Genomic DNA, 14,431 nt, shown 5'->3' on the forward strand with positions numbered 1-14,431 from the left:
GGTAGCAATCGTCATCCCATTCGGGACAGCATGTAGCGCAGGGCCGATTTGCTCGGCAAAAAGAAATAGCCGCCGCCGCGCGTGGTGATGAACGACGGCATGCCCTGCAGCGCAAGCGAGCCTTCCCATCTGGGGATCGCGTAACGCCCAACTGGATCGCCGGCCTCATCCACCGTCTGGCTGCCGATCAACGGGTCCTTCTCACCGCGCAATCCGTGGAAACTCCCCGATGCCATCCAGGTCTGCTGGATGAATTCATACTGGCGCTCGATGCTGGCGTTGACGCACATGAAGAGCAGCCCCTTCTCGGCCTGCCCGTCTTCGCTAGGTGCCGAATAGGTCCGCCCCACCCGCAAGATGCGGTGGCGCTTGGTGATACGGATCTGCGTGTCGAGATCGGGGCTGAGCGACGCGCGCGGATTGGAGCGGCGCACATGCGCGCCGAGCGGGCAGCGAAGGCCCTGCGGGTCTTCCGCGCCAAAGGTGAACTGGTTGTCGGGAATGCCGCCATCCGGCCGATGCGGATTGCGGATCAGGGACGAGCCATCCTTCCAGCGCCCGACGATGCGCGCGGCCACCCAGTCGGGCGTCACCGCATCGCGCGTCAGCTTTGAAACATCGTTCGCGGCGCTGCGGCAATAGTCGTTGAAACGCTCGATATGCTGCTGCAGCTGCCGAACCACGACGAAGGTGCCGTTGCGGCCGAAATCGTGCTCCGGCGAATCCCCGACGGTTATGCTGCCGTCAGGTCCGATGGCGCGCAGTATGCCGAGCGGATCGGCCTTTCCCGGCACGGTCGGCGTCGGCGGATAAAAGCCATGCTCGTCGCGGTAGCCGAACAGGAATTCGCCCGGATTGAGCAGGTGCATCGAATTGGCCGCGCCGCTTGATTCCCGTCCGCTGCCGCGGATGATTGGCTGCGAAATACCGTCGGCGAAACCGAACTGGTCCTGCGCCTTGGCGCGGCGACCATCCGGATTGGCTGAAGATGCGGGAAGGATCGAAAGGTCGAGTTTGTGGATGATGGCGACGCCGGCATCCTGCGATGCCTGCTCCAGCGCTCCCACCATTCCCGCCAGAAGCTCGGGCGTATCGGCATAGCAATTGACGATCACATCGACCGGGTTTTGACCCGAGCCCCAGAGCCACGCCTCGGGATCGTTCGAACCGGAATCGTCGAGGATGCGGCTGCGATAGGGGTTCGACATGCCTTGCCTGAACGCCAGCGGAAAGCTGGCGAGCGGATCGCCACCACCGGCTTCGTCCAGCCCAAGGCGATGCAACCCGTCAGGACCGAACAGCGCGATCATGGCGCTGCGGGCTGGCGGGCTGTCGCCGAAGGAAAGGTTTCCCGCGACATAGCTCAGCCATTGCTTGCGGCGGGCCGCGTCGAGACCGTCCGGTATGTGGAAAGCCAGCATCCGGGCTTTCGACAGCCGCCCCATCGGGCCGAACACGATCGACTGGATTTCGCCTTGCTCCAGCATTTCGGATGGAGCCTCGTCAGGCAAAAGCAGCCGCTGCACGGCGTTGAGCTTGGTCCATGGCTGGCGCTCGGTGGAGGAGAATAGGCTGACCCAATCGCGCGCCTCGCTCAACCTTGCCGAGCAGATGCCCTGCCGGATCAGCGCGTTGGTGCGGATATGCGCGGTGGAGAGGTGCGGATAGGCGCTGTACCAGAAGTCGGTCGGCACCTGCTGCGTCCGTGCCCAGCGCTTGAAACGGTCGCCGTCACGGGCCCCGTGGAAGAACAGGAACTTGGTCGATGGAAAGCCTTCGGTGTTGCTCCACACACCGGTCAGGCCCTTCGAGGCCTTGGTGATGAAATCCTCCAGATAGCTTTCCCAGCTGCCGCCGTAGTTGCTGAAGAACACGACCTTGCTGGTGCCGGGAATACAGACCCAGCGCGCGAAATGAATGGTGCCGATGCTGGACAGGAACCCCGGCCTGAAGATGTGCGTGGCGGCAATCGAGATGACGTAGAAGGTGAAGCGCAGCAACCCGCGCCGAAAGCGCCCCTCCTTCAGTGTGGACACGGCAGTCATATGGTTTTGCAGCCCGCGATCCTCGCATTTCTGCAACGCCGCCAGACGATCGAGCGAGATGGAGTCGGGCGATGGCAGCGATGCCGTCTCGATCTTGCGCAGCCAGACCAGCGCCAGCCCGACCGCGAACGACAGCAAGGTCAGGATGCCGAGACCGGAAAGCACGAAGGCGGTGCCGAGGCGCAGCAGGAACTGCGGCCATGTTTCGGTTGGATAAAACAGCAGGTAGTATGTCAGCGCCCAGCAAAGCGCGTAGATAATGCCGGCGGTGAGATAGACGGGCTTGGCCAGAAGCGTCCGCTTCAGCGCGCTCCAGCCGCCCTTGGGCGGATCGTCCAGTGAGTTGGCGGCAGGGATGAACGCCCAGTCGAACGACCTGTCGAGTCTCAGCCTGTCGCGCACTTCCTGCAACACGGCGGCGGCATCGCTGCCGGGTTTGGCCGAATGCTCCTCGACAACGCGCATCGCGGTCTTGGCCAGCCGATCCTCGCGCAGGATGCGATCGACGGTGTGGCCGGGCGTGCCGCTGAACACCAGCCCGTTGAGGCTTCCGAAATAGGGCGAAACGTCCTGCGTATGCCTGTCCATAAATTTGACGAGATCGATCCCGAGCGGATCGGCGGAAGCCTCCTCGAGGATTTGCCGTGCCTCGACGCCGAGCGCCCGGTCGAATGCGGCGAGAACGCTTTGCCGGTTACCGTCGCCGCTCATCTCGATGACGAGATGATGGCTCGCATTTCCATCCGCGCCGACGCCGGTTGCGAGGATCGACAGGGTCGCGAAATGGATGGTGCGCACCGCATCGAATTTCTGCCTGATCTCGGCGCGGGACGGATTGCCGAGCGCTTCGATCTGCTCGCGCACGGCATCCTTCTGCACCCCCGGCTTGACCGGCACGATGACGGTGACCATCGACTGCTGGCCGGCCGGATCGAATTCGACCATGAGTTTATCTGGATAAGGGCCAAGCCTTTCGAGCTTGCCCTTCTTGCCCGCCGCACGGCGGAAACCGGGCCGCGAAAACAGCGCTCGAAAGCATTCGGCCGTTTGCACGCGCGCCAGCATCGCGCCGATGCATTTATGAATGCCGTGGCCGAAAATCAGCGATTGCTGGTCCGGGCGATCCGGGCGGAAATCCCACGGGTCTTTCACCGCGCGATTGTCGAACATTGCCGAGCGCGTTGCCGGCCAGATAACCGTGTCAGCTTTGATCGTGTAGGGCTTGCCTGAGCCGGCGCCGATCTTCTGCTCGTTGCGTGCATAGCGCCAGGGACTGATCCAGATCGGCTTGAACCGCATCGCCTCGACGATGGCCCTGTCCAGCCTGTTGCCGTCATTATCGGCAATCGCTGCCGCTACTTCGTCGAAGATCTCCGGGCGGGAAAGCACGACGTCGAGACAATTGCCGCCGCCAAGCAGCGTCGTCGGCCCAAAGCCAGTAATCATGCCGAGCATGATGGCGTGGATGTCGCCTTTGCCGATGCGCCCCTGCTGCATCGCCCCGACCAAACGGTCGAGCGGCCTGTCCTGAAGCGCGCCGTCGGCAAGCACGGCATCGATCGACTGATCGATTGCCGCGCGCATGTTCCGCGATGCGGAAATCGCCAGTTGGCGAACCGTTTCATTGGCGGTCGGATCGCCGAAGAAAAGCGTGCTGAGCGCAAGCCCCCAGTCTGCGAAGGCGCCTTCGTCATAGACCTTTACGCCGTAATATTCACGGCAGATGGTCGACGACACGATGCGGAAAAGATCATGCGCTGCGTTGAGCTGCGTATCCGCCGCATCGACGATTTCCTTGGCGCGCCGCTCTGCAATCGAGCGCACGCGCGCCTCGACCTCCAGCGGCGGAAAAGCACCGAGGACGACCGACTTCAGCCGCCTGTAGTCTTCGCCATCCGTCATTCCGAGAATGAAGTTGGCGCCGCCGGCAAACTCGATCATTTCGGGTCCGTAAGGAGTTTCGAAATCTGCCTGTCGCTCGAGCACTTCGCGCACGTCGCTGTCGCGTGTCAAAAGCACGAACCGCCCGCAATGTGCTCGCGGCAGAAATGTCCTGAACAGCGAAAGCCACCAGTCCGGATGTTCGAATAGAAACCCAACCGCGCGCGCGGCAAATCCTTTCGAGCGTATTCGCTCGAGATCGAAGGCCGGAACCTCGCCATCGACGGGAAGCGAGGCCTGAACCTGCTTGATACGCTGAAAGTATTTCGGGCTGCACTTGAACACTTTCGACACCCCATGGATCCTGACTGGCCTAGCAATCAGCTTTCCGTCGTCCCGCCTCTGTGAAATGCTTCACAATCGATCCATTCACCTCGCGGCCAAGCTGAAATTCTCGATCATTCCTTCGTTGACCGACTTGTCGCGGAAGGGAATCCACTCGATCCACTTGCTCTCGAATTCCGGATGGCGGGCGCGGAAAAGTTCGACCTCCTGCCGGGCTTCATTGCTGCGCCCGCTGCGTGCCAGCGCTCCTGCCTTGAGGTAGCTGGCGTAGAAATAGTTGGGCGCCAGCGACAGCGAGCGATCCGCCGCTTCGATGGCTGCCGGCCAGTTTCCGTCAACGGTGTAAGCGGCGGCAACCTCACCCAGATTGTGGAACAGATAGGCCTCGAACGGGCTGAGCCGCATGCCTTCCTTCAGCTGCAGGATGGCCTCGCGCGTTTCCAGCAACAATCCGTTGGCGCTGCCCAGTCCGGTGCGGGCGAGCGAGAAAGACGGATTGATGTCGATTGCCTGGCGAAACAGGTCGATGGCCGATTGCGGCCGCGCCTCGAGGATCTCGACAAAGCCGAGGTAACAATAGCTGCGCGCATCGAGGCTATCCATGAGCGAGGACCGCCTGGCGTAGTTGGCCACGATCTTGAGTTCGTCGCGGTCGGCGAAGTTCAGCCACGCCTTCCACAGATGCCACCAGGCCAGTTCGTTCAGCACCGCGCTCGAATTGGGGTCCTCGTCATAGGCCTGCTTGAAATAGGCGAAGGCCTTGGCGGTGTCTTCGGACGAGCGCCGCTGCATGTGCCAGCGCCCGCGCCGCAAAAGCTGCCATGTCGAGAGCGCTTCCGGCGGCACCTGGAATGTCCTGATCTGCTCGACGCGGTCAACCTCGCGCTCGAGACGCGTTACGATCTCGCCGCCAAGCTCCCGTTGCAGGCGCTGCACCTCTTCGAGGTCGCGCTCGAATCGCCCCGCCCAGATGACGCGCGAATTGGAGCTGTCGGCAAGAGAGGCGTTGAGGATGATCCGCCTCGGATCGCCCGATACCGAGCCGGAGACGATGTAGCGCGCGCCGAGAAGATGGCCGACGGTGGCGGTGGTGAAGGAGGGTTCGCGGAACTGAAAACTGGAATCGCGCGCAATGACCGGGACCGAGCGCGTATTGGCAAGCCCCAACAACACGTCGTCGGCAATGCCGTCGCATAGGTAGGCAAGCGCAGGGTCGCCGGTCAGGTTCTGGAACGGCAGCACGGCAAGGGCTGGAAGATCGCCCTCGGCGGCCAAGACTGACGGGCCGGCATGGCTCGCCCGCATGTCCATCAGCGCGGTAGGCGCAAGGCTGCGCCCAAGCCGGTCCGACACGAACACGCGCACCGGCACCGAAATGTTCTTGAGCTGGAAAGGCCCAAGGTCGGTGAAGTGAAGCTCGAACTGTTCCTCGAGCTGGGAATAGGCGGTCTCGGCAAGCGCCACGCCGCCATAAGGCGAAAATTCCTGCACCCGCGCGGCGATATTGACCGCATCGCCGAACACGCCGTCGCTGCGGATCACCACCGGGCCGGAATTGATGCCGGTTCGAAACGGCATGACCTGATGCGGCTCGACCGCTGCGTTGACCTCGGCAATGGCCTCCTGGAACTGCAGCACCGTGCGCAGCGCAATGATCGGATTGCCGAACACCGCCATGATGCTGTCGCCGGCTGCGCCGAAAATGTTGCCGCCCGCCCGGTCCACCGCCTCCACGATCAGGGCGCGGCGCTCGTCGAACAGGCGCAGCGCCGCCCGGTCATCCGCATGCATCAGCTTGGAAAAGCCGACGGCATCGGCGGAAACGACCGTCGCGATCTGCCGTGGATGGTGTTGTTCAAGCATTAGAACAAGCTCATGCCCGTGCCCCAAAATCGAATGTAGCGAAAAATGTTTCCGGCCGCAGTATACAGATCGACCTTTTGCGTTGATGCTGGTGAAGCACTATGGATTGCAGGCAAAATGCTTTGATCGTTAATTTTTCCCGTATTGTTATGTATGGCGTTTACCAGCGCGCGGATATGGGTAGAGTTTGCGATGGTGACGTCGCTACCGCAATTGTCTAGCCCCGGTTAGCCGGTTTTAATGTTGTGCGGCAAAGGTTCCATGTTACATTAGCAGTTCGCATTTTACCTGAAGGGTGATTTCTGGCAGCAGCAGGATAGGCCGCAGCATCGATAACGGCCATAAGGTGTCGGCAACCGAACCAGACCGTGGAGAATCGCATGTTCGCATTCAATGCTGGCTTGGGCTGTAGGTGAGATGGGATCGACCTGCGAACCCTGGCGCGTCGGCGTCCTCTTTTCGCAATCGGGCGTGACCGGCGCTATCGAGGAAACCCAGCTCAAGGGCACGATGCTTGGCATTGCCGAGATCAATGCGGCCGGCGGCATCAACGGGCGCGAGATCATCCCGATCATCTATGACCCGACATCGAGCACCGAGCTTTATTCCCACTATGCCCGGAAGCTTTTGATCGAGGATCGCGTCACCACCATCTTCGGCTGCTATACCTCCACCAGCCGCAAGGCGGTGCTGCCGCTGGTGGAGCGCGTGAACGCGCTGTTGTGGTACCCCACCCGCTACGAAGGCTTCGAGTTCTCGCCCAACATCATATATACCGGCTCTTCGCCGAACCAGAACACGGTCGAGCTGATCAACTATCAGGTGGCGACGCACGGCAACCGCTTCTACCTCATCGGCACCGACTACTGCTACCCGCGCCGCACCAACCGCATCGTGCGCGACCTTGTCTGCGGCCAGGGCGGTTCGATCGTGGCCGAGGAATACCTGGATTTCGATGCTGGCCCCAACGAAATCCGGCCGATCATCAACGCCCTTCGCGACCGCAAGCCCGACGTCATCTTCTCGACCGTCGTCGGCCAGGCCATCTCGCATTTCTACCAGGCCTATGCCGATGCCGGCTTCACCCCGGACAACATGCCGATCGGCAGCCTGAACACCTCCGAAGCCGAATTGAGCCTGATGGGCCGCGACGTCGGCGCCGGACACATCACCGCCGCAGCCTATTTCGACAGCGTCGCCAACGAGGAGAACACGCGCTTCGTGCGTCTGTTCAAGCAGCGCTTCGGCGAAAACGAGACCACCAACATGTGCGCCGAGGCCGCCTATTTCCAGGTCCACCTGTTCGCGCAGGCGGTCGCCGAAACCAATACGATGGAGACCGACATCCTGCGTCCGGCAGTGCTCGGCCGCGAGATCGCGGCTCCGCAGGGCAGGATCGGCATCGACTACAAGAACAGCCATGCCGAATTGTGGACCCGCATCGGCAAGGCCACGGATGCCGGCAACTTCGACATCGTGCGTGAATCGATGGTCGCCTTGCGGCCCGATCCGTTTCTGGTCACCTGATGCCGTCTGATATCCAGGAGCATGCATGAACAGCTCGGATCCACCTCGCGGCTTGAGCGGCAACAACGCCGACAGCCTGAACCGGGCGAGCAGCGCGCCGCCGCGTTCGGCGCGCGCCCGCGCCAAGGCGATGACCGAGCTACGCCAGTCGACCGTCCTGCTCGCTCATCCCAATGACAGCCAGGGCGAGGCGCTGTTGCGCGAGGTCCGCCGCACCGGCTGCCGCGTCGAGACGGCATGGCCGCCGCCGGTGCTGCCGCCGCTCGGCTTCGATTTCGCCATCGTTGCCATCGATACCGATGCGCTTTTGGCAGCCCCCTGGCTGTCGGGTGCCCCTCCCGTCCCGGTCGTTGCCGTGGTCGATGGCGAAAGGGGCCTGCCGGACGACGTGCTGAGGCTTTCCAATGCGCAGGCCGTGCTGGTCAAGCCCTGCCAGCCTGCGGCGATCCTCACCAACCTTGCCCTGGCGAAGCAGATCTTCAACTATGAGCGACGGCTCCTGAACAAGGTCGCCAAGCTCGAAGAAACGCTGCACGCCACGCGGCAGATCGAACAGGCCAAGCTCATCTTGATGCAGCAAAAGAAGCTGCGTGCCAACGAGGCCTACGACTATCTGCGCCAGCAGGCGATGAGCAAGCAGAAGTCCGTCGCGGCAATATCGGCAGCCCTGGTTGACGCCTACGGCTTGATAGAGTAACCTTTGCAATATCCGTGACAGTTAATGGTCACGTTGGTTCCTAGGGAACCGGAATTCGCGGCAAAATTGCTGCGCTCCATAGAGGATCGAAATTGAGCCTCGCGCAAACTCAGGTTTCCTGAGTGCGCGGGGCTTTTGCTTTTCTGCTGCCTGCAACAATTCTGGGAGGAAATACAGGCTCGGAAGTAACTGACATCCAACCGACCCCTTTGGGAGCGGACGGGTAGTCTTTGCCCAAAGTACAAAACGACACAACGGCAAGTCCAAATGGATTCGCCGAACGCCAGACCCATGTCTAACGGAGGATATAAGCTGTGGCACCGTGGAAAATCAACAAGGAAGTCGATTACGAAATCTTCGAGCTTGGCGATCTCAAGCTGCAGAAGGGAATGACGCTTCCTAACGCAAAGCTGGCCTACAAGACTTTCGGCAAGCTGAATGCCGATAAGAGCAATGTCATCGTCCTTCTGACCTACATGGCCTCCACCCACTACGACAACCAGTGGGTCATCCGCGAGGGCGGCGCGCTCGACCCGAGCAAGTATTTCATCGTCATCCCGAACATCTTCGGTAACGGCCTTTCGTCGTCGCCGAGCAACCAGCCCCCGCCCTACAACAAGGCGCGGTTCCCGCTCGTCACCTACTACGACAACATCAAGGCCCAGCACCGCCTCCTCACCGAGAAGTTCGGCATCAAGAAGATCAAGCTGGTCACCGGCTGGTCGATGGCCGCGGCGCAGACGTTCCAGTGGGCGGCAACCTTCCCCGACATGGTCGAAAACATCTGCCCGACGGCGGGATCGGCCAAGACGGCGCGGCACAACCACGTCATGCTCGAAGGCGTCAAGGCCGCCCTTACCGCCGACGACGCCTTCAAGGAAGGCTGGTACGACGACCAACCCTACAAGGGCCTGCGCGCCATGGGCCGCGTTTATGCGGGCTGGGGTTTTTCGCAGGAATTCTTCCGCAAGCAGGAGTATCTTGAGATCGGCTACCAGTCGGTCGAGGACTTCATCGTCGGCTACTGGGAAGACTGGTTCAACATGCGCGACGCCAACAACATGGTGGCGATGATCGCGACATGGCAGGCCGGCGATATCAGCGACAACGAGCTCTACAAGGGCGATTTCGTCAAGGCGCTGAACGCAATCAAGGCGAAAGCCATCGTCATGCCGGGCAATTGCGACCTCTACTTCCCGCCGGAAGACAGCGAGTTCGAGGTTGCGAACATGCCCAACGCCGAGCTTCGCCCCTTCATCTCCAGCCACGGCCACTTCGCCGGCGGTTCGGGCCTACGGAAAGCCGACGTCGATTTCCTCGACAAGGCCTGGCGCGAACTGCTGGGCGACTGAAACACCGACACAGGACAACTTTCTCGCATGAAGCAACGGCCGATCGATCCCGGTCGGCCAAACAAAAAGGGGATCTGAAAATGACAATAATGACGAACATGAATCGCAGGTCATTTCTGAAAACAAGCGCCGGCGCGGCCACCAGCCTCGGCCTTATCGGCGCGGGAGGAAAAGCATTCGCGTCTGACGAGACGATCCGCATCGCCAGCCTGCTCGACCTGTCCGGCGGGCTCGACGCCCTCGGCAAGCCGATGCAGGACACCATGACCTTTGCCGTCGAGGAGATAAACGCTGCCGGCGGCCTGCTCGGCAAGCAGATCGAACTGGTCACCTACGACACGCAATCCGACATGCGGCTTTACCCGCAATATGCGCAGCAGGCCGTAATGAAGGACAAGGTCGCCGCTGCCTTCGGCGGCATCACCTCGGCATCGCGCGAGGTGATGCGCCCGGTCTTCCGGCGCCTGAACACGCTCTATTTCTACAACACCCAGTACGAAGGCGGCGTCTGCGACCGCAACATCTTCTGCACCGGCATCACGCCCGCGCAAAAGCAGTCCAAGCATGTGCCCTACGCCATGAACAAATGGGGCAAGAAGATCTACACGCTGGCCGCCGACTACAATTACGGCCAGATCACCGCCGACTGGACCCGCAAATACTGCATGGACAATGGCGGCCAGATCGTCGGCCAGGACTTCTTCCCGCTCGACGTCACCAATTTCGGCTCGACCATCCAGAAAATCCAGGAAGCAAAGCCCGACTTCATCTACACCGTTCTGGTCGGCGGCGCGCATCAATCCTTCTATCGCCAATGGGCTGCGGCCGGCATGAACACGCGCATTCCTCTGGCCTCGACCACGATGACCATCGGCGGCGAGCAGAAGTTCCTGGCGCCGGAGGAAACCAACGGCATCCTGCTCTGCTTCAACTATTTCGAAGAGCTGGACACGCCCGCCAACAAAGCCTTCCTTGAGCGGTTCCACAAGCGCTTCGGCGCGGACTACCCCTATGTGACCGAGCTGGCGATGGCGACCTACCAGTCGGTCTATCTGTGGGCCGAAGGCGTCAAGAAGGCCGGCACGGCCGAACGGATGCCCGTCATCGAGGCGTTGGAATCCGGCATCAGCCTCGACCTGCCGAGCGGCAAGTTCTCGATCGATCCGCAGACCCATCACGTGATCATGGATATCAACATCGGCCAGATCCAGGATCGCAAGATCAACATCCTCGAGAGCTACCCGCAGCAGCATTCCCTCGACACTTCGGCGGTATGCGATCTCAAGAAGAACCCTGACGACAACACCATGTACGTCATCAAGGTTTGACGATCCGGAAAACGGCGAGGGCGTTCGGCCACAAACGGTACCGGACGCCCCGCAACCATCTCGAGGCTAGACCATGGACCTGCTCGTTGTACTTTCCATTGAGGCCCTTCGGGCCGTTGCCAGCCTGGCGCTGATAAGCGTCGGCCTGGCGATCATTTTCGGCATGATGCGGGTCATCAACCTTGCGCATGGCGAATTCCTCATGCTCGGAGGTTATGCCGCAATCGTCGCGACGAAGGCCGGCATCAACATCTGGGTGGCAACCCTGATCGTCGCCCCGCTGGTGGTCGCAATCATCGGCATCATCATCGAGCGGACCGTGATCCGCTTCCTCTACGGACGTCCGCGCGACACCATGCTCGCGACATGGGGGCTGAGCCTGTTCCTCGTCGGCATCACCACGACGATCTTCGGCAACACCACCGAAGGCATTTCCGCGCCAGCCGGCTCGCTCCAGATCGGCAACTACTACATCGCGGCCTACTCGCTGATCATCGTTTTGATCGCCATTGCGGTGTTCGCCGCGATCTGGGCCGTGTTCCGCTTCACCCGCTACGGCCTGATCGCGCGCAGCACCATGCAGAACCCCGAAATGGCCGCCGCACTGGGCGTCAATCCGCCTGCCGTCTATGCCGCCACCTTCGGTATCGGCGCAGGTCTTGCCGGCCTGGCCGGCGGCGTGATGGCCCCGATCACCGGCATCGTGCCCACCATTGGCGCGGCCTATGTCGCCAAGGCCTTCATCACCGTCATCGGCGGCGGACCTGCCGTGCTGGCCGGCACCGTTTCGGCATCCGTCCTGTTCGGCGCGATCGACCAGATCATCACCTACCTATCCACCCCGGTCATCGGCGAGGTCGCGCTGCTCGCGGCTGCCGTCATCCTGTTGCGGTTCATGCCGCAGGGCGTCACCGGAAGTTTCTTCAGGAGAGCATCATGACCGCGGCCTGCAACGGAGCCGGCGGCATCATAGCCGCCATCATCATCGGCCTCGCGCTCTTGATCGTCGTGCCAATGCTTGTCGATTCGATCTTCCTGATCGAGCTGACCTCCTATGTGATCCTGGCCATCCTGGCGCTCAGCCTCGGCCTGATCTGGGGCTATGGCGGCATCCTCTGCTTCGGCCAGTCGGCCTTCTTCGGCATCGGCGCCTATGCCTACGCCATCGCAGTCATCAACATGGGCGACAGCACCATCCCGCTGATACTGTCCATCGTGGTGCCGGCCCTGTTCGCCGCGCTGCTGGGCTACTTCCTGTTCTATGCCCGCATCACCGACGTCTATTTCGGCGTCATCACGCTGACCGTAACGCTGATCCTCTACAAGTTGATGGGCACGACGTCGGGGTCGGCCTACACGATCGGCAATGCGGCCATCGGCGGCTATAACGGCATCCCCGCCATTCCCCCGCTCAATCTGCCCGGTTCGCCGACCACCTTCCTGTCGCTCGACGGACTTTTCTACGCCGCCGGGCTGACGCTGCTGGCAGTTTATGTCGGCCTGCGGCTGATGTTGAAAAGCCGGTTCGGGCAGGTCGTCGTCGCCATTCGCGAGAACGAGCGCCGCGCCGAGCTGCTCGGTTACGATGCCCGCTTCTACAAGCTGGCCGCCTTTACCATCGGCGGTGGCATTGCCGGCCTGTCAGGCTGCCTGTTCGCCAACTGGGGCATGTTCATCAGCCCCGATGTGTTCGGCCTCGCCCAGTCGGCGCAGGTCATCATCTGGGTCATCGTCGGCGGCACCGGCACGCTGCTCGGACCGATCGTCGGCTGCTTCCTCGTGCAGTGGATCGCAACCCAACTCGGCACCCAGCAGGTGCTCAACGCCAATCTCGTCCTCGGCACTATCCTGATCGGCTTCGTCCTGCTGGTTCCCAAGGGCATTACGCCGACCGTTCTCGATCTCATCGAGCGAACCTGCCAGCGCCGTTCCTATGCAAAACCGCTGGTCGAAAAAAGGAGCGTCTCATGAACGCCGAATGCGTCCTCCAGACCAAAGGGCTTGAAAAGCGGTTCGGTGGCGTCGTCGCGATCTCCAGCGTCGACTTCAACCTGAAGCAACGTGAACTGCGCTGCCTGATCGGCCCCAACGGCGCCGGCAAGAGCACCTTCTTCAAGATGCTGACCGCGCAGATCAAGCCGACGACCGGCCAGATTCTGTTCGAAGGCGTTGAGATCACCAAGGCGCAGCCGCACCAGGTCAGCCAGATGGGCATCGGCATCAAGAACCAGGTGCCGGATGTCTTCAACAACCTGACGGTGCGCGAAAACATCTCGGTCGCGGCACGTTCGCGCCACGGCAAGGCGCGCGCCGCCTCGATAGCCAGCGAAGTGACGGAGCGTCTCGGTTTGACCGGCCTCGTCGGCGAGCTTGCCCACGGCCAGCGCCAGTGGGTCGAGCTCGCCATGGTGGTGGCGCTGGAGCCGAAGCTGATCCTGCTCGACGAGCCGGCCGCCGGCATGACGGCGGACGAGACCAACCGCACCGCCGAACTGATCCGCGAGGTCAACAAGAGCGCCGCCATCGTCGTGGTCGAGCACGACATGCAGTTCATCAAGCAGATCGCCCACACCGTCACCGTTTTCCACCAGGGCCGCGTGCTGGTCGAGGACACGATGGAAAACATCCAGGGCAACGAACTGGTTCGCGAAATCTATCTTGGGAAGACCGACGATGATTGAGGTCACGAATCTTCATTCCGGCTATGGCCGCATCCCGATCCTGCACGGCATCGACTTCAAGATGAAACCCGGTGAAGTGGTCGGCATCCTCGGCCACAACGGCATGGGCAAGACCACGCTGCTGCGCACGCTGGTCGGCAACATCAAGGCGACCAGCGGGCGAATCGAGTTCGCCGGCCACGACATCACGCGCGCCAGCACCGCCGAGCGTTCCCGCACCGGGATCGGCTATGTGCCGCAGGGCCGGGACATCTTCCCGCAGCTCTCCGTCATGGAGAACCTGAAGATGGGCGAGATCATGCGTGGCGGCGAAAGCGCCGTGCCGGAGATGCTCGACCATTTTCCTGTGCTGAAGGATTTGCTGGAACGGCCGGGTCGCGGCCTGTCCGGCGGCCAGCAGCAGATACTGGCGCTTGCGCGCTGCCTTGCCGGGCGGCCGAAACTGATCCTGCTCGACGAGCCGACGGAAGGCATCCAGCCGTCCATCGTGGACCTGATTGCCGAAAAACTGGGTGAGCTCAGGGCCGCGCTCAACCTTGGCATCATCCTCGTCGAGCAGGACATCCGCTTCATCCGCCAACTCGCCGACCGGGTGCTGATCATCCAGAAGGGCGTGTTCGTCGCCGAGATTTCGCCTCAACAGCTCTATGACCGCGAGGCCGTCGACGCGCATCTCGGAATTTGAGGCAATAGCCCGCCAGCCTGTCCAACC

General features: G+C 61.8%; 10 protein-coding genes. 8 read left to right on the forward strand and 2 right to left on the reverse strand.

What is annotated here, in order from left to right; translation table 11 throughout:
* Positions 1-11 precede the first annotated feature (11 nt).
* Both ACODTY_RS00265 and ACODTY_RS00270 read right to left on the reverse strand, forming a co-directional pair.
* On the reverse strand, positions 12-4,280 hold the full coding sequence (locus tag ACODTY_RS00265; protein WP_488992296.1) for a cytochrome P450: 4,269 nt from the start codon (positions 4,278-4,280) through the stop codon (positions 12-14).
* Between the two features lie 75 nt (positions 4,281-4,355).
* Positions 4,356-6,134 (reverse strand): adenylate/guanylate cyclase domain-containing protein, encoded by a 1,779-nt coding sequence (locus tag ACODTY_RS00270; protein WP_488992297.1) that lies wholly within the window; start codon positions 6,132-6,134, stop codon positions 4,356-4,358.
* 417 nt (positions 6,135-6,551) lie between these two features.
* On the opposite strand from ACODTY_RS00270, the gene ACODTY_RS00275 reads away from it, so the two are divergent.
* The 8 genes from ACODTY_RS00275 to ACODTY_RS00310 all read left to right on the forward strand — a co-directional run bounded on the left by ACODTY_RS00275 (position 6,552) and on the right by ACODTY_RS00310 (position 14,404).
* Entirely contained in the window at positions 6,552-7,661 is a 1,110-nt protein-coding gene (locus ACODTY_RS00275) for a transporter substrate-binding domain-containing protein (protein ID WP_488992298.1), read from the forward strand.
* Between the two features lie 25 nt (positions 7,662-7,686).
* On the forward strand, positions 7,687-8,358 hold the full coding sequence (locus ACODTY_RS00280) for an ANTAR domain-containing response regulator (RefSeq protein ID WP_488992299.1): 672 nt from the start codon (positions 7,687-7,689) through the stop codon (positions 8,356-8,358).
* 314 nt (positions 8,359-8,672) lie between these two features.
* A complete protein-coding gene (locus ACODTY_RS00285) occupies positions 8,673-9,710 on the forward strand; it encodes an alpha/beta fold hydrolase (RefSeq protein WP_488992300.1) in 1,038 nt (345 codons plus the stop codon).
* An 89-nt stretch (positions 9,711-9,799) separates the two neighbouring features.
* Positions 9,800-11,038 (forward strand): transporter substrate-binding protein, encoded by a 1,239-nt coding sequence (locus tag ACODTY_RS00290; RefSeq protein WP_488992301.1) that lies wholly within the window; start codon positions 9,800-9,802, stop codon positions 11,036-11,038.
* A 73-nt stretch (positions 11,039-11,111) separates the two neighbouring features.
* Positions 11,112-11,978, forward strand: a complete 867-nt coding sequence (locus tag ACODTY_RS00295) for a branched-chain amino acid ABC transporter permease (protein WP_488992302.1) — start codon at positions 11,112-11,114, stop codon at positions 11,976-11,978.
* Positions 11,975-13,009: a branched-chain amino acid ABC transporter permease gene (locus ACODTY_RS00300; RefSeq protein WP_488992303.1), complete on the forward strand. Its 1,035-nt coding sequence runs from the start codon at positions 11,975-11,977 to the stop codon at positions 13,007-13,009. Before ACODTY_RS00295 ends, ACODTY_RS00300 begins: the two co-directional genes overlap by 4 nt.
* Positions 13,006-13,719, forward strand: coding sequence for an ATP-binding cassette domain-containing protein (locus ACODTY_RS00305; protein WP_488992304.1), 714 nt, complete (start codon positions 13,006-13,008; stop codon positions 13,717-13,719). The genes ACODTY_RS00300 and ACODTY_RS00305 overlap by 4 nt, the downstream gene beginning before the upstream one ends.
* Entirely contained in the window at positions 13,712-14,404 is a 693-nt protein-coding gene (locus ACODTY_RS00310) for an ABC transporter ATP-binding protein (RefSeq protein WP_488992305.1), read from the forward strand. Before ACODTY_RS00305 ends, ACODTY_RS00310 begins: the two co-directional genes overlap by 8 nt.
* Positions 14,405-14,431: the final 27 nt, after the last annotated feature.

It is taken from the genome of Mesorhizobium sp. FG116 (assembly GCF_057809835.1).